Source organism: Photobacterium panuliri (genome assembly GCF_059920555.1).
On record NZ_CP197192.1, the window covers coordinates 3,239,432 to 3,259,629 of the forward strand.

General features: G+C 51.7%; 19 protein-coding genes. 3 read left to right on the forward strand and 16 right to left on the reverse strand.

Going from position 1 to position 20,198, the window contains the following annotated elements:
- The 13 genes from lpxA to rpsB all read right to left on the reverse strand — a co-directional run bounded on the left by lpxA (position 1) and on the right by rpsB (position 13,216).
- Positions 1–789 carry an acyl-ACP--UDP-N-acetylglucosamine O-acyltransferase gene (lpxA, locus tag ACSF8X_RS14830; protein WP_047877552.1) on the reverse strand — a complete coding sequence of 263 codons (789 nt, stop codon included), beginning with the start codon at positions 787–789 and terminating at the stop codon, positions 1–3.
- On the reverse strand, positions 789–1,241 hold the full coding sequence (gene fabZ / locus ACSF8X_RS14835; protein WP_047875842.1) for a 3-hydroxyacyl-ACP dehydratase FabZ: 453 nt from the start codon (positions 1,239–1,241) through the stop codon (positions 789–791). The genes lpxA and fabZ overlap by 1 nt, the downstream gene beginning before the upstream one ends.
- 109 nt (positions 1,242–1,350) lie before the next feature.
- Positions 1,351–2,370, reverse strand: coding sequence for a UDP-3-O-(3-hydroxymyristoyl)glucosamine N-acyltransferase (gene lpxD / locus ACSF8X_RS14840; protein WP_047877551.1), 1,020 nt, complete (start codon positions 2,368–2,370; stop codon positions 1,351–1,353).
- Positions 2,371–2,626: 256 nt separating this feature from the next.
- Positions 2,627–3,136, reverse strand: coding sequence for an OmpH family outer membrane protein (locus ACSF8X_RS14845; RefSeq protein WP_047877550.1), 510 nt, complete (start codon positions 3,134–3,136; stop codon positions 2,627–2,629).
- A gap of 19 nt (positions 3,137–3,155) precedes the next feature.
- Positions 3,156–5,558: an outer membrane protein assembly factor BamA gene (gene bamA, locus ACSF8X_RS14850; RefSeq protein WP_047877549.1), complete on the reverse strand. Its 2,403-nt coding sequence runs from the start codon at positions 5,556–5,558 to the stop codon at positions 3,156–3,158.
- A 35-nt stretch (positions 5,559–5,593) separates the two neighbouring features.
- Positions 5,594–6,949 (reverse strand): sigma E protease regulator RseP, encoded by a 1,356-nt coding sequence (gene rseP / locus ACSF8X_RS14855; RefSeq protein WP_500850314.1) that lies wholly within the window; start codon positions 6,947–6,949, stop codon positions 5,594–5,596.
- Complete coding sequence (gene ispC / locus ACSF8X_RS14860; RefSeq protein ID WP_500850315.1) at positions 6,946–8,142, reverse strand: 1-deoxy-D-xylulose-5-phosphate reductoisomerase; 1,197 nt, start codon at positions 8,140–8,142, stop codon at positions 6,946–6,948. The genes rseP and ispC overlap by 4 nt, the downstream gene beginning before the upstream one ends.
- Before the next feature lie 95 nt (positions 8,143–8,237).
- Complete coding sequence (locus ACSF8X_RS14865; RefSeq protein ID WP_500850316.1) at positions 8,238–9,086, reverse strand: phosphatidate cytidylyltransferase; 849 nt, start codon at positions 9,084–9,086, stop codon at positions 8,238–8,240.
- 132 nt (positions 9,087–9,218) lie between these two features.
- Positions 9,219–9,986 carry an undecaprenyl pyrophosphate synthase gene (gene uppS / locus ACSF8X_RS14870; protein WP_500850317.1) on the reverse strand — a complete coding sequence of 256 codons (768 nt, stop codon included), beginning with the start codon at positions 9,984–9,986 and terminating at the stop codon, positions 9,219–9,221.
- Positions 9,987–10,063: 77 nt separating this feature from the next.
- Complete coding sequence (frr, locus tag ACSF8X_RS14875; protein WP_047877544.1) at positions 10,064–10,621, reverse strand: ribosome recycling factor; 558 nt, start codon at positions 10,619–10,621, stop codon at positions 10,064–10,066.
- A gap of 82 nt (positions 10,622–10,703) precedes the next feature.
- Positions 10,704–11,432: a UMP kinase gene (pyrH, locus tag ACSF8X_RS14880; protein WP_047877543.1), complete on the reverse strand. Its 729-nt coding sequence runs from the start codon at positions 11,430–11,432 to the stop codon at positions 10,704–10,706.
- 94 nt (positions 11,433–11,526) lie between these two features.
- A complete protein-coding gene (gene tsf, locus ACSF8X_RS14885) occupies positions 11,527–12,372 on the reverse strand; it encodes a translation elongation factor Ts (RefSeq protein ID WP_047877542.1) in 846 nt (281 codons plus the stop codon).
- Positions 12,373–12,487: 115 nt separating this feature from the next.
- Positions 12,488–13,216 (reverse strand): 30S ribosomal protein S2, encoded by a 729-nt coding sequence (gene rpsB, locus ACSF8X_RS14890; protein ID WP_047877541.1) that lies wholly within the window; start codon positions 13,214–13,216, stop codon positions 12,488–12,490.
- Positions 13,217–13,531: 315 nt separating this feature from the next.
- Here rpsB and map point away from each other — a divergent pair, with 315 nt between their 5' ends.
- On the forward strand, positions 13,532–14,407 hold the full coding sequence (map, locus tag ACSF8X_RS14895) for a type I methionyl aminopeptidase (RefSeq protein ID WP_500850318.1): 876 nt from the start codon (positions 13,532–13,534) through the stop codon (positions 14,405–14,407).
- 142 nt (positions 14,408–14,549) lie between these two features.
- Positions 14,550–17,171 carry a bifunctional uridylyltransferase/uridylyl-removing protein GlnD gene (glnD, locus tag ACSF8X_RS14900; RefSeq protein ID WP_500850319.1) on the forward strand — a complete coding sequence of 874 codons (2,622 nt, stop codon included), beginning with the start codon at positions 14,550–14,552 and terminating at the stop codon, positions 17,169–17,171.
- 134 nt (positions 17,172–17,305) lie between these two features.
- Here glnD and ACSF8X_RS14905 read toward each other — a convergent pair whose 3' ends face one another.
- The 3 genes from ACSF8X_RS14905 to ACSF8X_RS14915 form a co-directional block, all read right to left on the reverse strand.
- Positions 17,306–17,767, reverse strand: coding sequence for a flavodoxin (locus ACSF8X_RS14905; RefSeq protein WP_047877538.1), 462 nt, complete (start codon positions 17,765–17,767; stop codon positions 17,306–17,308).
- A 116-nt stretch (positions 17,768–17,883) separates the two neighbouring features.
- Entirely contained in the window at positions 17,884–18,627 is a 744-nt protein-coding gene (gene truC, locus ACSF8X_RS14910) for a tRNA pseudouridine(65) synthase TruC (protein WP_500850320.1), read from the reverse strand.
- Between the two features lie 6 nt (positions 18,628–18,633).
- Entirely contained in the window at positions 18,634–18,951 is a 318-nt protein-coding gene (locus ACSF8X_RS14915; RefSeq protein ID WP_500850321.1) for a YqcC family protein, read from the reverse strand.
- Between the two features lie 202 nt (positions 18,952–19,153).
- Here ACSF8X_RS14915 and ACSF8X_RS14920 point away from each other — a divergent pair, with 202 nt between their 5' ends.
- Positions 19,154–20,197, forward strand: a complete 1,044-nt coding sequence (locus tag ACSF8X_RS14920) for a DUF3549 family protein (protein ID WP_047877535.1) — start codon at positions 19,154–19,156, stop codon at positions 20,195–20,197.
- Position 20,198 lies beyond the last annotated feature (1 nt).

The window sequence follows — 20,198 nt, forward strand, 5'->3', positions numbered from 1 at the left end:
TCAGCGAATAATACCGCGTTCTGAATTATTGATAGCGTCGAGGAAAAGCCCTACCGACGGCCATTCTTCTGCCATTTCAGCCAACACCGGCTTCACTTCGGCCAGTGTCTTACCTGAACGGTAAAGCTCCTTGTATGCACGGCGCAGTGCGTGCAGTTCCGGCTTCTCGAAGCCATTACGCTGCAGACCAACAAGGTTTAGGCCAAATGGCGAGGCATGGTTACCCTGCGCCAATACGTACGGCGGCACGTCCTGAACGACGGCCGAACAACCACCGATGTAGCTGTACGCACCCACGGTACAGAACGGGTGGATCGCCGACAGCGCCATCACGCCCGCGTAATCGCCCACAGTGACATGGCCACCCAAAATCGAGTTATTACCAATATGGGTATGGTTACCAATCACCACGTCGTGCGCCACGTGCGCGTTCACACACAGCAAGTTGTCGTTACCGACAATGGTCACGCCTTTGTCTTGTACCGTACCACGGTGGATCTGAACACTTTCACGGATCACATTGCGATCACCGATTTCTAGGCGGGTCGGCTCACCGTTGTATTTCTTGTCCTGACACTCTTCACCGATGATGGCGTACGGGAAAACACGGTTCTCGTTACCCATGGTCGTTGGACCTTTGATCACAACGTGGGACATGATCTCGTTGCCTTCGCCGATCACGACATCTTTCGCGATGTAAGTAAACGGACCAACCGTGGTGTTAGCACCGATCACCACACCTTCTTCAATCACCGCTGATGGGTGAATTTGCGCAGTTTCGTGGATCATCAGAATTCTCGTCTTGCACATTTCAGCTCAGCAGAACACACCACTTGGTCGTCCACTTTGGCCACACCGTTGAACATCGCAATGCCACGGCGCTCTTTCAGAAATTCCACTTCGATGATCATCTGATCGCCCGGGCCTACCGGCTTGCGGAATTTCGCGTTATCGATACTTGCAAAGTAGTAAAGCTCATTTTCCGCTGGTGCACCAAATGTTTTGAAAGCCAACAGGCCGGTCGCCTGCGCCATCGCTTCTAGGATCATCACACCAGGAAATACTGGCATTTTAGGAAAATGGCCAGTGAACTGCGGTTCGTTGACCGACACGTTTTTAATCGCCGTCAGGGTCTTGCCCTCTTCGTAATGCGTTACGCGATCAATCATCAGGAACGGGTAACGGTGAGGAAGAAGCTCTTGAATCTCGGTGATATTCAGCGTTTTATTTTCGCTAGTCAAAACTGAATTCCTGTCTTGTCAAAGATTAAAATTATTGTTCAGCTGGAAGGCAACGCGACCCGCTCCGGGCCGGCCGCGGCAAGTGGATACTGACGAATAGTCCGCGCTATCAATCAGCCAGTTTCTTCTCAACAGCTTTAAGACGTTTGTTCATCTCGTCAATTTTCATGACGCGCGCAGCGGTCTTGCGCCACTCTTTGTTTGGCTGAAGCGGGATACCGGAAGAGAACATACCCTTCTCTTCGATGCTACGCATTACCATACCCATGCCGGTGATGGTCACGCCATCGGCAATTTCAATATGACCGTTGAGCACCGATGCACCACCAATAATACAGTATTTGCCAATTTTGGTGCTGCCAGCAACAATAGTACCACCCGCCATCGCCGTACCATATCCGATCTGCACGTTGTGGGCGATCTGCATCTGGTTGTCGATAATCACGTTGTCTTCAATGATAGTATCTTCCAACGCGCCACGGTCAATGGTGGTACAGGCACCGATTTCAACACGGTTGCCGATACGGACGCTGCCCAGTTGAGGGATCTTGACCCACTCACCTTTGTCATTGGCATAGCCAAAACCATCAGCACCAATAACCGTACTAGACTGCACCAGGCAGTCACTACCCAGTTCAACACGGTGGTAAATAGTTACGTTCGCCCACAGTTTGGTTCGGGCACCGATAACCGCATCTTTGCCGATGAAACAGCCAGCGCCGATCTGGGCATGGTCACCGATACGGGCCCCTGACTCGATCACCGCATTATGGCCAACTGACACGCCTTCACCGATAACGGCATCCTCGGCGATATAAGCCGATGGCGCAATGTCGACAGCAGCAGCAGGTGTCGTATCTAGCAGTTGGGCAACCTTGGCAAAACCTAGGTACGGATCGTTCATGATCAACACGTTGCCAGCAAAGCTATCTGCATCATCGGCTTTTAGCATCACCGCCGATGCCGCGCAATCTACCAACTGCTTGCGGTATTTACTGTTTGAAAGGAAAGTAATTTGACCTTCGCCAGCCTGTCCCATCGCAGCAACCGATTCGATCACCACGTCTCCATTTCCACGCAGCTCTGCATCCAGTTTTACCGCGATTTCAGCAAGAGTAATTCCAGCCATTCGTAACCTTTATATTATCTATTCTTTATTGGCGTAGTTATACCAACCGGTAATTCTATCCTGCCAGTTCGCAAACCCAGAATATCATTCCGCTTGGTAAGACCCGTTGAACCCACCTTTCCCTACCAGCATATCAAAACTGGCGGCCAAACCAGGTAGGTATAAAAACAAAACAAGTCGAAAGATGGAGTTTACCAAAGTCCCCCCCATACTTTCGACTTTAAGCGCTTCTTTCTCGGCAGTTTTGGCAAAAGCCTTACTTAACGGCCGAGATCACCTTAGATGACAGATCATCTTTCGGGTTGGCATAAAGCACGGCATTAGCATCAACCACTAGGTCATAACCTTCGCGCTTGGCAACATCCTGAATCGCAGTACGGATTTTCTTAACCAATTTCTGCTCTTCTTCTGCACCACGGCGGCGCTGATCTTCCTGAAGGGCTTTTGCTTTCAGTTTGTAATCAGCATCCAGTGATGCCAACTCACGCTGGATTTTGGTGCGCTCGCTGGCGCTCATCAGCTCGCCATCACGCTTCATCTTCTCGACTTTACTCTTCATGCGGCCTTCGATGCCACGCAGCTCGTCGATACGGTCCTTGAACTCTTTACGCAGTTTTTCAGCGACATTATAACGCTGAGCCAGCTGACCCATGGCCTGACCTGTTGCGACATAGCCCACTTTCTGGGCAGCTTCAGCAGCATTGGCATACATTGATGACGATAGAATAACAAGGCTCAGGCCTGCTGCTTTCATCCACTGTTTCAAAAGGTATCTCCTCAAATAATTAGAATGTTCGACCGATGGTGAATGTGAAGAACTCTTCATCGTCACCCTCGTATTTCTTGATTGGCTTGGCAACCGAGAATACAAGCGGCCCCATCGGCGACATCCACTGCAACGCAGCACCATAAGACGCACGAATCAATGACGGATCAGAATAGTCCTGAATGTATCTCGCATCGGTATCATACAAGTCATATTCTGTATCCCACACGCTACCGGCATCCACAAACACACTCGTACGGATCTGGTTACGTACTTCGTCCGATGCCAACGGCGTCGGAACAATCAGCTCGACACTGGCCAATGCCACGGCGTTACCACCGGCTGCATCATCAGTACCGATCAAGTTCGGGTTGTTACCGCCTGAATAATCAAGGTAAATCGCTTTCGGACCTACCGTGTTAGAACGGAAGCCTCGCAGCGTCGAGAAACCACCCGCATAGTAGTTTTCATAAAACGGTAGCAACTGATCACTGCCGTTATCCGTGGTTCCATAACCATTACCGTAGCCCAGGCGGCCGCGAAGCAACAAGCTGAAATCATGATCCTTAGTCAGCGGGTAGTACTGGCGCACATCGTACTGAGCCTTGAAGAACTGGGCGTCCGAACCCGGTACCGTCATACGGAACGAGGCCCGTTGATGGCTACCCGCCGTAGGGAAATAGCCGCGGTTCAAGTTGTTGCGCGTCCATGATACCGACCAGTTGAAATCATCCAGCTCGATCACGTTATCACCGATGTTGAAGCCGTGGATCCGCTTGAATTTCTCGATCTGGTAGTATTCTTGGGTATTGGAGATCTTGTTGTGATCGTAACCGACACCGAACTCGAAGAAGTTTAGCTCATCGAACGGGAAACCCCAGGTCAGACTTGCGCCATAGCTCTGGTTGGTATAGTCCGAGATATTAGCGTCAGACGCTTCAAACTCGTTATAGTAAACCTTGCCGCCCAGACTGATGCCATCAAGGGTGAAGTAAGGGTCACGGTATTCCAGACTGACGTTCTTCTGGTAGTCGTTCATCATGGCGTTAATGCCAAAACGGTTACCTGTACCAAGGAAGTTATCCTGCTGAATACCGGCCTGGAAACTGATCCCCGACTCGGTACCATAACCGATACCAAAGTTGATATTACCGGCATTGGCTTCTTTGACCGTGTACTTAATATCAACCTCGTCGTCGCTGCCCGGCACCCTGACCGTCTGAACATCCACCGTTTCAAAGAAACCAGTTCTGCTCAAGCGCTCCTTGCCCCGCTCAACCATGCGCGAGTTAAGCCAGCTACCTTCCATCTGACGCATCTCACGGCGCAGTACTTCGTCCTTGGTTGAGGTATTGCCCGAAAAGCTGATATTACGAACATAGATACGCTTGCCCGGCTCGACATTAACAATCAGCGATACCTGCTGGCTGTCATCGTCATAATCGGGAATCGTATTAACCTGTGGGTAAGCGTAGCCCAGCTCACCGAGCTTGCGCTTGAGCGCCTCTTCCAATGCCGTCACCTTGGCGCCATTGTAGATATCGCCGCCCTCGATCGTTACCAACTGTTCGAGTTCATCGCGCTTACCGAGCAACTCGCCGCGAATCTGGACATCCTTGATGCTGTATTGATCGCCTTCGTCGATATCAAGGGTAATGTAGACCCCTTTCTTGTCCGGTGAAATAGCCACTTGGGTGGCATCGAGACGGTATTTCAAATAGCCATTATTGAGGTACAAAGAGCGTAGGGTTTCGAGATCCCCAGCCAATACCTGCTTCTGGTATTTTTTGTCGGCGAAGAAATTCCACCACGGCACATCAGCCTGCAGGTTGAATTTATCGCGTAGATCTTCATCGCTGAATACCTCATTGCCGACAAAGTTAATTTGCTGAATTTGCGCCGAGACCCCTTCGGTAAACACGAATTTAAGGTCGGCACGGTTTCGCGGCAACGGTGTAACAACCGCCTGAACCGACGCATTGTATTTACCGACACTGTAATAGAAGTCTTCCAGTCCCTTCTCTATCTTGCTCAGGGTCGTACGGTCCAGCGACTCACCAACCTGGATACGGGAAGCATCGAGGTTTTCCTTGAGCTGCTCTTCCTTGATCGCCTTGTTGCCAGAGAAAGTAATGCTGGCAATGGTCGGACGCTCCTGCACTTTGATCAGCAGGACGTCACCATCTCGGAACACTTTGATATCTTCAAAGTTGCCGGACGCAAACAAAGATTGGATCAGTTCTGATACATCCTTTTGCTCAATGGTATCGCCAACCCGAACAGGCATCTGCAGCAACGCCGCACCTAGAGTGACACGTTGCAGACCTTCAAAGCGGATATCATCTACTACAAATTGTTCCGCACTCTGCGCAACACTGCTGCCTAGCAGCATTGATGCAACCAACAGTTTCTTCATCGCCATTACTGTTCTGATTATTCCTTGCTAAAACGCTCTTATTAAAGGCGGGTAAAATCATTAAATAGCGCAACCGCCATTAGTACCACCAAAATGGCGGACCCCACTCTGTAACCTATATCCTGAACACGTTCAGAAACAGGACGACGCGTTACCGCTTCGATAGCGAAGAACATCAAATGTCCCCCGTCCAACACGGGTAACGGTAATAAATTCACAATCCCCAGATTAACACTGATCAATGCCAGGAACCCAAGGAAGTACACTACACCATAATCAGCCGTCATTCCCGCCCCCTTGGCAATGGAAATCGGACCGCTCAGGTTTTTCATCGCAACATCACCGGTAACCAGTTTGGCTACCATATCAAATGTCACCATCACTAACTGCCAGGTTTTTTCTGCGGCTTTACCCACAGCTTCCACCGGGCCGTACTGCAAATTAATCCGGTAAGACTCAGGCCAAGGTTCGACTTTAGGCGCAAATCCGGCATAACCAATAAGCTCACCGTCTTTGCCTGCTTTGGCTTTTGGCTGCAACAACACCGTTACCGGTTTGCCATCGCGACGAACTTCGATATTCATCTCTTTGCCTGGGTGGGCACGGATGGCTTCAACCACCTGCATCCAATCACTCACAGGCTGACCGTTAATTGCGGTAATCTCGTCATTTAACCGTAAACCTGCCGCAATTGCTGCACCATCATCCACAAGTTGTGAAATGGTCAAAGTAATTTTTGGTGAATACGGCGTGATCCCCAAGGTTGTTAGTATCCGCTCACTTTCTGGATCAAACGACCAATTCGTTAAATCCAGCGTCTTTTGAACCTCATAGTCACCATCTGGACCACTGACTGTCAGCGTCATTTGCTTGTCGCCGATATGCGAAATCATCGCCATATTGGCGGTTTCCCAGTCTGCGGTTTTGATTCCCGAAATAGACTTTAGTTCCATCCCATCGCGAATTCCCGCTTGGGCCGCGATCGATTGCGGCGCGACCTCACCAATGACCGGCTTCACAGCAGGCACACCGATCAAATAAACAACCCAGTAAGCAAAGATAGCAAACAGAAAATTAGCCAACGGCCCCGCAGCAACAATAGCACTGCGCTGCCAGAGTTTTTTGTTATTGAATGCCTGATGCCGGCGCTCGGGAGCAACTTCCTCAACCCGCTCGTCGAGCATCTTCACGTACCCCCCCAGCGGGATCATCGCGAGGGTATATTCGGTACCATCCTTGCCGACCTTGCGCCACAGTGACTTGCCAAAACCAATTGAAAAACGCTCGACAAACACGCCACAACGGCGAGCTACCCAAAAGTGTCCAAATTCATGTACTGCAATCAGGACCCCTAGGGCAATCAAAAACGCGCCGAGGTTCCATAAAAATCCTGTCATAACGCTACCTTACGTATTGCTTCATGTGCCAGTGCCCGAGCCATTCTATCTAGCTCAATCACGCTTTCCAAGTCTGTCGGCTCCGCCCAATCTGCCCGCTCCAGCACTTGCTGGTTAATGGCGGCAATATCGGTAAAGCCAATTTGGTTGGCCAAAAACGCAGCCACAGCAACTTCATTACCGGCATTAAGCGCGGTTGTCGAGGCCTGACCAGCATAACAAGCATCCATCGCCAGTTTAAGGCACGGATAACGGGAAAAGTCCGGTTTAAGGAACGTAAACTCGGCCACCTGGCTAAAGTCTAAAGGTGCAACCCCTGCATCTACCCTTTCAGGATAGGCCATCGCACAGGCAATCGGGGTACGCATGTCCGGCAGGCCCATTTGGGCAATCACCGAACCATCTTTATACTGAACCATCGAATGGATCACCGACTGCGGGTGGATAATCACATCCATTTGATCGCGGCTTGCATTGAACAGCCAGCGGGCCTCGATGTACTCCAGCCCCTTGTTCATCATGGTGGCTGAATCAACAGAGATTTTCGGCCCCATCGACCAGTTCGGATGGGCAATAGCCATCGCTGGCGTCACAGCTGCCAGTTCACTGATCTCCGTATAGCGGAACGGGCCGCCCGAACCGGTCAGCAAAATCTTGCTCACTCCGGCACCCGCCAAATCGCAATGCCCCATATTGCGCTGGATATCAGCTGGCAGGCTTTGGAATATCGCATTGTGCTCACTGTCGACAGGAAGCAATTCGGCACCGTATTCACGGCACGCATCAACAAACATCTGGCCCGACATGACCAAGGCTTCTTTGTTTGCCAACAGAATACGCTTGCCCGCTTTCACCGCGGCCATCGTAGGCAACAAGCCGGCCGCACCGACCACCGCTGCCATCACGGTATCAACCTCATCGAGCGCCGCCACTTGGCACAGCCCCGACTCACCAGCCAGTACCTCTGTTTTGATATTGTGCTGCTTGAGCATCACTGCCAAAGCCGAAGCCGCCTTGTCACACGCCATCGCAGCATACTTCGGACGCCACTGCTGGCATAGTTCGAACATTTTCTGGCTGTTACTACCTGCAGCCAAAGCCACCACGTCGAACAAATCAGGGTTTTGGCTGATCACAGCAAGAGTGCTGCTACCAATAGATCCCGTCGCACCAAGAATCGTTAACTTACGCATAATATCACTAACAACAGTTACTAAATTGAATAGGCCGTTGAGCCAAGGAAGCCCGTAGAGTAAGTCTCTACTTACCGCTACGGGCTGATTCTATCTTATACTAACCACAGATAGAGCAGGGCGAAAATAGGAAGGGCAGCCGTCAAGCTGTCGATACGGTCAAGAATGCCACCATGACCGGGAAGAATGCTGCCACTATCTTTGATGCCAGCAACACGCTTAAACATACTCTCAACTAAATCACCCATTACCGACGCGATAACGGTGATCACCGCGATAGTAAGCAAGCTACCCGCTGAGCTAAATGGGATCGCCATAAGCGATGCCAGCCCCCAAGTTACCACGACAGCCAAAGCTGCACCGCCGACCAAGCCTTCGATAGTCTTGTTCGGGCTCACTGAGGGTGCCATCTTATGTTTGCCAAAATTCTTTCCGGCAAAGTAGGCACCTGTATCTGCCGCCCACACAAGGAAACAGACCAACAAAACCAGTTGGGCACCGTAATACGGCAAATCAGGGTAATTGACGGCGCGTAGCATCAGCACGCTCCAGAAAAAAGGCAACAGCGTCAGCAAGCCAAAAAGATGTTTGAAAAAAGAGTAATTAGACCACAATCTGACACTTGAGGGATAAGTGACGGTTAGCAGAGCTGCAACCAGCCACCAGAGGCCACCTGCCAGCAGGATGCCCTTATGGGTAGAAGCCAGAGCAGAAAGAGCCTGCGGGTCTGTAGGGATAACCAATAGCGATCCCAACAACGCAATCACAGGCACAGCCATTGCCAACTTGCGTGATTTCGTTTCGACAAACTGGGTCCACTCCCAAAAGCCCAGCAAGGTTATTGCTGCCATCGCGGCAATAAACGCAGGGAATGGCAAAAAGAAAATGCCTGCAATAACCAAAGGAGCGAGGATTAGAGCGGTAATGATACGTTGCTTTAGCAAACTACGTCCTCTCAATTCTTATCATTAATTCGGCCACATTGCCTGTGGCTCTATGGTTACCCCTGTAACCAGAAAAGGCATCCGCAGCCCAATGGCTCATAGCAGGATGCCCTAATCAAATATGTATCACTCTTATTGAGGATCCATTAACGCTTGGATTTGCTCACCGGTACAGCCAAAACGGCGTTCACGATTGACAAACCAAGCCACCGCGTCCGCCAAGCTGGTTTCATCGAAATCAGGCCAGTGGCACGGGGTAAAATACAATTCTGCATAGGCGGTTTGCCATAGCATAAAATTACTTATCCGGCATTCACCGCTGGTGCGGATCAATAGATCCACATCCGGCAATCCGGCTGTAGACAGCCCTTGCGAGAGCATATCTTCGTTAATATCCGATGCCGTCAAGCCGCCGTCAGCCACTTGCTGGACAAGACGCTTAGCCGCTTGCAGGATATCCCACTGACCACCGTAATTCGCGGCGACATTGAGTGTCATACCAGTATTGTCAGCCGTCAGTGCTTCGGCATCGGCAATTTTCCGCTGAAGGCGCTCGCTAAAACGCGCGGTATCACCTATGACTCGCAGACGGATATTGTTCTTGTGCAGGCGTTTGACTTCGCGTCCCAGCACGGTAATGAACAACTCCATCAACAGTGAGACTTCGTCTTCCGGTCGGCGCCAGTTTTCACTGCTAAATGCAAATAGCGTCACGACCTGAATACCCAGTCGCTTGGCGGCTGAGACGGTTTTACGTACGGCTTCAACGCCCGCTTTGTGGCCAAATACGCGAGGCTTCCCTTTGGCCTTGGCCCAGCGACCGTTCCCATCCATGATGACAGCAACATGCTTTGGCAAGCTATCGGCACAAAGTGCAGGTTCGATGTTGTGCTCTGCCATACATCTCCCTCAAAAAAAAGCGCTGTGCTGCCCGCACAGCGCTCTAGACAGTTTCAAGCTAAAAGAAGACCGAAGTCTTATACTTCCATCAGCTCTTTTTCTTTTGCTTCCAAGATCGCGTCGATGTCCTTAACGGCAGCATCGGTCAGCTTCTGGATGTCATCCTGTGCACGGCGATCATCATCTTCAGAAATTTCTTTGTCTTTCAGCAAGCCTTTAACGTCAGCGTTAGCATCGCGGCGGATGTTACGTACAGCAACACGGCCCTGCTCTGCTTCAGCACGTACGATCTTAACAAGATCACGACGACGCTCTTCGGTCAGTGCTGGCAACGGAACACGGATAACCGTACCTGCAGACATTGGGTTCAGGCCTAGATCTGACATCATGATTGCTTTTTCAACTTTCTGAGTCAGTTCTTTGTCGAATACAGTGATTGCCAGTGTACGCGAATCTTCAGCGATTACGTTAGCAACCTGACGTAGCGGTGTGTTTGAACCGTAGTACTCAACTTGGAGACCGTCTAGCAGGCTTGGGTGAGCACGGCCAGTACGAACTTTAGATAGCTGGCTTTTTAGCGCTTCAACGCTTTTGCCCATACGCTCTTTAGCGTCTTGTTTAATTGCATCAATCACGATTTAAACCCTTAATGATTCGGATAACGAGGAGGAGCCGGTATGCTCCCCCGCAAGCAGGGCCTAAGCCCTGCCATAAAACTTATTGGTTGCTGATCAGCGTACCTTCCTGCTCACCCATCACCACGCGGCGAAGTGCACCAGGCTTGTTCATGTTGAACACGCGGATTGGCATACCGTGGTCACGGGCCAAAGTAAAGGCAGCAAGATCCATCACTTTAAGTTCTTTCTCAAGAACGTCCTGATAACCAAGCTTATCATAAAGCACTGCATCTGGGTTTTTAACTGGATCTTCTGTGAACACGCCATCAACTTTTGTCGCTTTCAGCACGACATCGGCCTCGATTTCGATACCGCGTAGACACGCTGCCGAGTCGGTTGTGAAGAACGGGTTACCAGTACCGGCAGAGAAAATTACCACGCGACCCTGACGCAACTGGCTGATTGCATCTGCCCAGTTGTAGTTGTCACACACACCGTTTAGAGGAATTGCTGACATCACTCGAGCGTTCACATAGGCACGATGTAGAGCGTCACGCATCGCCAGGCCGTTCATTACGGTTGCCAGCATGCCCATGTGGTCGCCCACAACTCGGTTCATACCTGCTTCTGCAAGGCCGGCACCGCGGAACAGGTTGCCGCCGCCAATCACCAGGCCAACTTGCACACCTAGCTCGATCAGTTCCTTGATTTCCTGAGCCATACGGTCAAGAACTTGTGCATCAATACCAAAACCTTCTTCACCTTGCAGCGCTTCGCCACTCAGCTTAAGCAGAATTCGTTGATAAGTCGGTTTAGGATTAGTGGTCATTAGAGATACCTTCCAGGCTTACAAATTAAGATATGGAGTTGTAAAAAGACCGCAGCCAAGGCCACGGTCTTCTTTTTAAGCAATTCGCGAAAGATTAACCTTTCTGCGCAAGTGCTACTTCTTCAGCAAAGCTCAGGCCTTCTTGTTTCTCGATACCTTCACCTACTTCTAGGCGAACGAAAGTAGAAACAGTTGCGCCAGCTTCTTTTAGAACTTCGCCAACAGTTTTCTTAGGTTCCATGATGAATGGCTGGCCAGTTAGAGAAACTTCGCCAGTGAACTTCTTCATGCGGCCTTCAACCATCTTCTCAGCGATTTCTTGAGGCTTGCCTTCGTTCATCGCGATCTCAACCTGAACTTCGCGCTCTTTAGCAACGACTTCAGCTGGAACGTCAGATGGGTTCACGTATTCTGGCTTAGAAGCCGCTACGTGCATAGCGATGTGCTTAAGAGTTTCGTCGTCGCCGTTACCAGCAACAACTACAGCGATACGTGCGCCGTGAGAGTAAGCAGATACTTTCTCACCAGAGATGTATTCTGCACGACGGATAGAGATGTTCTCACCGATCTTAGCAACAAGAGCAACACGCTGCTCTTCGAATTGAGCTTGAAGCTCTTCAACTGAAGCTTGGCTAGCTAGTGCTGCGTCAGCAACTTCGTTAGCGAATGCTAGGAAGTTACCGTCTTTAGCAACGAAGTCAGTCTGGCAGTTTACTTCAACAAGTGCTGCTTTACCGTCAGCATCTTTGATGATGATAGTACCTTCAGCTGCTACGTTACCTGCTTTTTTAGCAGCCTTAGCAGCACCGCTCTTACGCATGTTTTCGATTGCTAGCTCGATATCAGCATTAGCTTCTACTAGGGCTTTCTTACAATCCATCATACCTGCGCCAGTACGCTCACGCAGTTCTTTAACTAGGGCAGCTGTAACTGTTGCCATTGTTATATCCTCAGTTTTGAATACTTGGTGTAAAAATCAGGGGCCATGATCGGCCCCTGGTAACCATTCTTAGTTTACACAAGGTAACTTAAGATGCTCAAAGGAGCTTTGGCTATTACTCAGCTTCTACGAAACCGTCTTGCTCAGCTTGAGCAACGATATCTTGGTTGCGAGCTTCAGTTACAGTTTGAGCTACTGCGCCAGTGTAAAGCTGTACTGCGCGGATTGCGTCATCGTTACCTGGGATAACGAAATCAACGCCGTCTGGGTTAGAGTTAGTATCTACTACTGCAAATACTGGGATACCCAGGTTGTTAGCTTCTTTAATTGCGATGTGCTCGTGATCAGCATCGATTACGAATAGAGCGTCTGGTAGGCCGCCCATGTTCTTGATACCGCCAAGTGACTTCTCAAGCTTCTCCATTTCACGAGTACGCATTAGCGCTTCTTTCTTGGTTAGCTTGTCGAAAGTACCGTCTGTAGACTGAACTTCAAGGTCTTTTAGACGCTTGATTGACTGACGAACAGTTTTCCAGTTAGTCAGCATACCACCCAACCAACGGTTGTTTACGTAGAACTGGTCACAGTTAACTGCAGCTTCTTTGATTGATTCGCTGGCTGCACGCTTAGTACCAACGAAAAGAACCTTGCCCTTGCGAGCAGCAATCTTGTTGATTTCTGCTAGAGCGTCGTTGAACATTGGTACAGTTTTCTCAAGGTTGATGATATGAACCTTGTTACGAGCACCAAAGATGAACGGCTTCATCTTAGGGTTCCAGTAACGAGTTTGGTGACCGAAGTGTACACCAGCCTTAAGCATGTCGCGCATTGATACAGTTGCCATTGAATATTCCTCTATGGGGTTAGGCGTCCACATATCCCATCTTACCGACCCAGAATAACGCCAAGCGTTACAGCCTCGCGAAAAGCTGCTGGGCACCCCGGAAGATGTGCCGATATGTGTGAGTGATTAAATAAGGTTTTCGTAATGTGAATAACTGAATCGAAACCCAATTACCCAATTACGGCGCGCTTTATACCATATTTTAGCAACCAAAATCCAGCCTAAATCTATCCACTGGCAATGTTCCGGTTTCCATCCACCGCCCTCGCTGATACCATATGAGGGATAGAAAACAGTCAACGTAGAGAAGATTGAATGAGCATTAAGATCAAAACGGCTGAAGAAATTGAGAAAATGCGCGTAGCAGGCAGCCTAGCCGCCGACGTTCTGGAGATGATCGAACCTCATATCAAAGAGGGTGTGACCACCGACGAGCTGAACCAAATCTGCCACGATTACGCATTGGAACGAGGCGCCTACTCGGCCCCGCTCGATTACCACGGCTTCCCGAAATCTATCTGTACGTCGATCAACCACATCGTATGCCACGGCATTCCAGCCAGTCAGGACGAAATGGGCAGCAACGGCCAAATGAAGCCAGCTGTACTTAAGAACGGTGACATCATCAACGTCGACATCACTGTAATCGTGCCAAACGATCCTGACGCCGATCTGAGCGTACGTCCTGAAGGCTACCACGGCGACACCTCGAAGATGTTCTTCGTTGGCGATGTCACTCCGGCTGACAAGCGCCTGTGCCGCGTAACACAAGATGCCCTGTATGAAGGTATGCGCCAAGTCAAGCCAGGCGCAACAGTGGGCGATATCGGCACCGCAATCGAAAAATTCATCAAAGCCAACAACAAGAAAAACCCACTGCAGAAATACTCCATCGTGAAAGATTTCTGTGGCCACGGTATTGGCTTTGAGTTCCACGAAGAGCCTCAGGTTGTCCACTACCGCAACAGTGACCGCACCAAGCTAAAAGCAGGCATGTGCTTCACCATCGAGCCGATGATCAACGCCGGCCGCTTCGGCTGTAGCGTCGATGTTGCCGATGACTGGACTGTCTACACAGCGGACGGCAAGAAATCAGCCCAGTACGAGCACACGATTGTCGTGACTGATACCGGCTGTGAGGTTCTGACCCTACGCAAAGACGACACCATTCCTCGCATGATGCACAACTAAGCCTCATTCGTTGCTCAAACCGGCCTCCACGGCCGGTTTTTTATTGCCTCTCTTTTTATCGCTGCAACACAAACCCAATTAGGCTGTTTCAAACCGAGCGTGTTAGGGTTATATCAATATCCATCAATGCGCACGGACAGCAATGACACTAATCCCGCTCCTCTTAGCAACTGATTCGGCAGAGAGCCGCACCGATACCCTGCGTGAGGCCCTCGAAAACTTCACAGCCCAACAGAAAGCGCAATTTATCGCTCATATTCCGGTCACTACACTCGTCGAAGCCCGCGCAGGCTTTATTGACCGACTACTTACCGAACTATGGGGAGTGTTCGGCCTTGATGGCCACCCAACGCTGTCACTTGTTGCCGTCGGCGGCTACGGACGAGGTGAGCTACACCCATTATCAGATGTTGATATCCTGCTACTCAGCCAAGAGCCTCTTGACGAAGCCACCGGCAACCTCGCCAGTGCATTCCTCACCCAGTTGTGGGATCTCAAGCTTGATATCGGCCATAGCGTTCGCACCATTGACGAATGCATCGCCATCGGTCGCGAGGATCTCACCGTCGCCACCAACTTGCAGGAATCACGCTGGCTATGCGGCAATAGCGACACCTTCCTAGAGCTTGAAGAACGGGTCAACGACGGTAGCTTCTGGCCCAGCGATAGCTTCTATCAAGCAAAACTGAACGAGCAGAAAACCCGCCATGCCCGATACCACGATACCACCTACAACCTGGAACCCGACATCAAATCCAGTCCTGGCGGGCTGCGGGATATCCACACCCTGAGCTGGGTGGCCCGACGCCATTTCGGAGCCACGAGCCTATTGGAAATGAGTCGATTCGGCTTTCTGACCGATGCCGAGTACCGCGAACTGGTCGAGTGCCAAGACAGTCTGTGGCGGATCCGCTTTGCCCTTCATAGTGAACTACGCCGCTACGATAACCGCCTGACCTTCGGCCACCAAGCCTCGGTAGCCGAACTGCTCGGCTACCGCGGAGAAGGCAACCGCCCGGTCGAAATGATGATGAAAGATTTTTACCGAACCCTACGCCGGGTTGCCGAACTCAACAAAATGCTACTGCAACTGTTCGACCAGGCGATCCTCAATAAAGGTGCGGAGCCTGATGCAATCCTGCTTGACGCGGACTTCCAACTGCGCGGCCAACTGATAGAGGCAACCAAACCCGCCCTGTTTCAAGCCCGGCCCGAGACCATTCTCGATATGTTCCTCCATATTGCCCGTAACTCGGAGATCGAGGGCATTGCCGCGCCGACCCTGCGCCAGCTGCGCACTGCCCGTCGCCGCCTCAATCGCTTCTTGATTGACATCCCGGCCGCGCGGGAGAAATTCATGGAGCTGGTGCGCCAACCCAACTGCCTACAGCGCGCCTTCCGCCTGATGCACCGTCACGGTGTGCTCTCTACCTACCTGCCGCAGTGGAGTCAAATCGTCGGTCAGATGCAGTTCGACCTGTTCCACGTCTACACCGTTGACGAACACACGGTCCGGCTGCTCAAGAATCTCAACAAGTTTGCCAACCCAGAAAATAGACAGCGCCATCCGATCTGCTGCGAAATCTACCCTCGGATTGCCAAAAAAGAAATCCTGCTGCTGGCCGCTATTTTCCACGATATTGCCAAGGGCCGTGGCGGTGACCACTCGGAGCTCGGCGGGATCGATGCTTATGAATTCTGCCTGCTGCACGGCCTGTCCAAGCCCGAAGCCAACTTAGTCAAATGGCTGGTCAACCAGCACCTATTGATGTCGGTAACCGCCCAACGCCGCGATATCTACGATCCCGAGGTGATAACAGCCTTTGCCAAGGAGGTCCGTGACGAAGAGCGCCTCGACCACCTTATCTGCCTGACGGTCGCTGATATCTGCGCCACCAACCAAGAACTGTGGAACAGCTGGAAGCGTACCTTGCTGGCCGAGTTGTACTATTCGACCCAGAAAGCGCTGCGCCGAGGGCTGGAAAACCCGCCTGATATGCGCGAGCGGATCCGCCACAACCAGCAAATGGCCTCGGCCCTGCTCCGCAGCGAGGGGTTCCCCCAACGCGACATCGACGTCCTCTGGCAACGGTTCAAGGCTGACTACTTCCTACGACACACCCATAAGCAAATCGCCTGGCATGCCGAGGCTATCCTCAACCATCAGGATCATGACAAGCCATTGATTCTGGTCAGCGAAAAAGCCTCTCGCGGCGGTACCGAGGTTTTTGTCTACTGCCAGGACAAAGCCAAGCTGTTCGCCATCGTGGTGACGGAGCTAGACAAGAAAAACCTCAACGTCCATGATGCCCAGATCATGACCAGCAAGGACGGCTATGCTCTCGATACCTTTATGGTTCTGGATCAAAATGGCCTGACACTAAGCGAATCTCGCCAAAATACCGTACGCCGGGCTTTGGTCAGCGCGCTGACCCACATGAAATCCGAGCGCAAGCGCAAACGCCCGCCGCACAAACTTCAGCATTTCAATGTCCCGACCCAGGTCCATTTCCTACCGACAAAAACAGGGAACAAAACCATGATGGAGCTGGTCGCCCTTGATATGCCGGGGCTGCTGGCCCTGATCGGTTCGGAATTTGCCCGCCAAAAAATCAGCCTGATGGCCGCCAAGATCACCACGATCGGCGAACGGGCCGAGGACTTTTTCATCGTCACCAATGCCGATGGCGAACAGCTAAGTGAACAAGAACAGCAGCAGCTAAAAGATGCCCTGATAGCAAGGCTTGCCAAGCAGCCGTCATGATTTCAGGTAGGTTGCAGAACCGGAAATAATGCAGGAAGGTAAAAAGAAAGTATCAGTAAACAAATACGATAAAATGCGCGCGGCATGCCCGCGCGACGAATATGGGATGCTGAGGATGAAAACGCATGCCGGGTTTAGGCCGCCTCGGCCTGAACCAGCCACTCCTGTAGCCACGGCATAACGACCTCCAGTGGATCAAAATGGATGCAAGCATCCACATCGAGACGGGGGGCCAACGGCTTGGCCTGTAGCTCGGTAAGCAAGGTATCGAACTGACGGCCAGCACCACAATAGCGGTCCTCACCGTAACTCGAATCCCCCATTGCCACCACGCCATAACCCAGATCGGGCAGCAACGGGAAATGATCCCTGAGCATCTGGAACAACGGCAGCAGGTTTTCGGGGATCTCGCCCTGTCCGGTGGTCGAGGAAATCACCAGCACCCTGTCGCTGCGATAGCCAAGGAACTCATCGAGCGTCGCTACCGTAAACATTTCGGCCTCGTGGCCCTGAGCGGTCAAGAATTCCGTCACCGCATCAGCGACGTCTTCGGCACCGCCGAAAACCGAACCGACAAACACCCCTATCCTTGCCATTTCCGCTCTCCCTTGTCATTTCACCACCGCGCAAATGTGACTACGCGCCTTTTCAATCAGTGTGGTACACATCATGGGGAATAGCCAAGTCCAGCGAAACAGATCGCGACAGAAGCCTACTCGCCGTCGGCAGCCATCAGCGATAGCGGCCAATCGAAAGCATCCATGACCCGACACCAAGAGGCGTCGACACCCGCGCGGATATCAAGCATCTCGCCAGTAACAGGGTGGCTGAGCTGCAGCCGAGATGCATGAAGCATCAAACGGTGGCAGTCATAGTGATCTCGAAAACTGCGATTATGGCGACCATCACCGTGGTTTACATCACCGATAATATGATGGCTAAGGTGGTGCATATGGCGGCGAAGCTGATGCTTGCGGCCTGTTTCCGGCTGCATCTCTACCAAGCAGTAACGGCTAGTAGGATAGCGACCAATCGCAATATCGGTCTGAATGGTGGCCAATGGCGCGTAGGCCGTTACCGCAGGCTGCGCCTCTTTGTCCTGATCTGCGTGCTTGTCGGCAATTTTGTCGAGCTCTTCTTTGAGCGGGTAATCCAACACCGCCGCTTCTCGGATCCAACCACGCACGACAGCATGGTAGGTCTTCTTGATTTCACGGCCGGCAAACTTCGGCATCATTTGCGACGCCATTTCGCTCGACAAGGCAAACAACAACACTCCCGAAGTTGGCCGATCCAGTCGGTGAAGCGGAAAGACATGCTGACCAATTTGGTCGCGGAGGGTCTGCATCACAAACCGGGTCTCGTGGCGATCCAGCCAACTGCGGTGCACCAACATGCCAGCCGGTTTGTTAACTGCCACCAGATACTCATCTTGGTATAAAATCTCGAGCTCCATTGCGCCCTACTCTCCAAATAATCGGTCAATATTACGTGTCACGGCCACGATAGCCTGATGCCCGTCGATCCCCTGCAGCGCCTCTTCGACATAAGGGGAAATTGCCATTGCCGAAGGCAACGGAAGCCGATTCTCCACCAGCATCCCCATCCGAGGAATAAATATCCACTGTAACCACTGGCTACAGCTCAGGGTATCAATGGCAAACGGCTCGGTGCTGCTCAGCGCCTCTAATGATGGTGGAGACGACTCCCACAACCCGAGCGAAGACAAGGCTGCAGCCAGCTCCGTCAGATCGCGCTGGCATTGCTGGTAAGTATCCATATCCACTCCTGTTACGGCATTTAGCCACCAGAACAAGGCCACCAGGTGGCCATACAGTGCGGAGCCCAAAAACCGGGCCTCGCAAAGGGGGCGAAGAATAGCATTTTGTCGACCTCCGCCCAACACAACCTTGGGAATTTGTCCCTGTCCAAATCCTCTCTCTGATATACTCGAACCTCGATTTGGAACTTTGAGTATACCCATGGATAAATTTCACACCCTCACCGAGCTACTAGACAATGCCGGCTGCCAGTACAAGATTTTCGATCTAGGTCGCCGGGTCTGTGAAATCAACACCGAGCAGTTCAAGGCGGTCGAAGACAACCGTCAGCCTTATCCATGGCCCTTGCAACAACACGCCCACCTTGCAATCTCATTCTGGCAGGCCGGCAGCCCGCCGTGGATCTGGTTCCTTCGCCTGCCGCTCGATGAACGCGGCCTATTAAAACAAGCTGCCGTTGGCGACTTCATCAAATACGTCATCGAAGCGATGGGGGCATCTCTCAGTCAGACCCCAACCGAAGAAGAACAGGAGAAACTGGCTGCCAACCCTTATACATTCAAGCCGACCGATGACAAAATGGCGATTTTCCACGCCCAGATCCGTTGTCAAATCGCACTGCCAGCCAGCCAATACTATGAACATGCCCAGCATTACATGAGTGGTGCTATCGGCTGGAATAACTGGCAAGGCGTCGGCCTGCAAGGGCTTGCGGATATCTGTGCCCGTCTGGATCAGGAAAACAATACAACGCTGATCAGGAAAGCGATCAGCAATATGCCGCTGTCACCGTTGTATGCGCTGCTCGGCTGCCTTGAGCACTGCCAACTGCCCAACTCATTAGCCAAGCGCCTAGCGGAACGCCTTGCTGCCGAGATCGCCGTCACAGAGCCCGATCTCTTTTTGATCAGTGCCCTGATCCGCAGTCTTGCCGGCACCGAACCCGCACTACTGAGCCAGGCATTGCACCAGATCCTAAGCCAACCGGCCCTGTGCCACCGTGAAATTCTCATTGCCATTGCCGGCCGCTGCTGGAACGGGCTCAATGACAGCAAGATCGCCGAAGATTTCCTGCTACGATTGGCCGAATGTGGCGACCAGGCCCTGTTCAACCAGCTATTTGCTGATCTCGTCATGCTACCGGCATTGCGTGGCATGATGTTGCAATTACTGCACGGGCAAGCCAACCCGGCACTGGTTGCCGCTATCGCAAAGCTACAGCAGCATGCCCGGGGCCAGCAGTAAT

What these genes read in the sequence shown, in the direction of transcription:
- map (WP_500850318.1), top strand. Translation starts at nt 13,532, where the DNA reads ATGAGCATTAAGATCAAAACGGCTGAAGAAATTGAGAAAATGCGCGTA.
- ACSF8X_RS14920 (WP_047877535.1), top strand. Translation starts at nt 19,154, where the DNA reads ATGGATAAATTTCACACCCTCACCGAGCTACTAGACAATGCCGGCTGC.
- lpxA (WP_047877552.1), bottom strand. Translation starts at nt 789, where the DNA reads ATGATCCACGAAACTGCGCAAATTCACCCATCAGCGGTGATTGAAGAA.
- bamA (WP_047877549.1), bottom strand. Translation starts at nt 5,558, where the DNA reads ATGGCGATGAAGAAACTGTTGGTTGCATCAATGCTGCTAGGCAGCAGT.
- tsf (WP_047877542.1), bottom strand. Translation starts at nt 12,372, where the DNA reads ATGGCAACAGTTACAGCTGCCCTAGTTAAAGAACTGCGTGAGCGTACT.
- pyrH (WP_047877543.1), bottom strand. Translation starts at nt 11,432, where the DNA reads ATGACCACTAATCCTAAACCGACTTATCAACGAATTCTGCTTAAGCTG.
- ispC (WP_500850315.1), bottom strand. Translation starts at nt 8,142, where the DNA reads ATGCGTAAGTTAACGATTCTTGGTGCGACGGGATCTATTGGTAGCAGC.
- ACSF8X_RS14915 (WP_500850321.1), bottom strand. Translation starts at nt 18,951, where the DNA reads ATGGATACTTACCAGCAATGCCAGCGCGATCTGACGGAGCTGGCTGCA.
- truC (WP_500850320.1), bottom strand. Translation starts at nt 18,627, where the DNA reads ATGGAGCTCGAGATTTTATACCAAGATGAGTATCTGGTGGCAGTTAAC.
- lpxD (WP_047877551.1), bottom strand. Translation starts at nt 2,370, where the DNA reads ATGGCTGGAATTACTCTTGCTGAAATCGCGGTAAAACTGGATGCAGAG.
- rseP (WP_500850314.1), bottom strand. Translation starts at nt 6,949, where the DNA reads ATGACAGGATTTTTATGGAACCTCGGCGCGTTTTTGATTGCCCTAGGG.
- glnD (WP_500850319.1), top strand. Translation starts at nt 14,550, where the DNA reads ATGACACTAATCCCGCTCCTCTTAGCAACTGATTCGGCAGAGAGCCGC.
- ACSF8X_RS14905 (WP_047877538.1), bottom strand. Translation starts at nt 17,767, where the DNA reads ATGGCAAGGATAGGGGTGTTTGTCGGTTCGGTTTTCGGCGGTGCCGAA.
- uppS (WP_500850317.1), bottom strand. Translation starts at nt 9,986, where the DNA reads ATGGCAGAGCACAACATCGAACCTGCACTTTGTGCCGATAGCTTGCCA.
- rpsB (WP_047877541.1), bottom strand. Translation starts at nt 13,216, where the DNA reads ATGGCAACTGTATCAATGCGCGACATGCTTAAGGCTGGTGTACACTTC.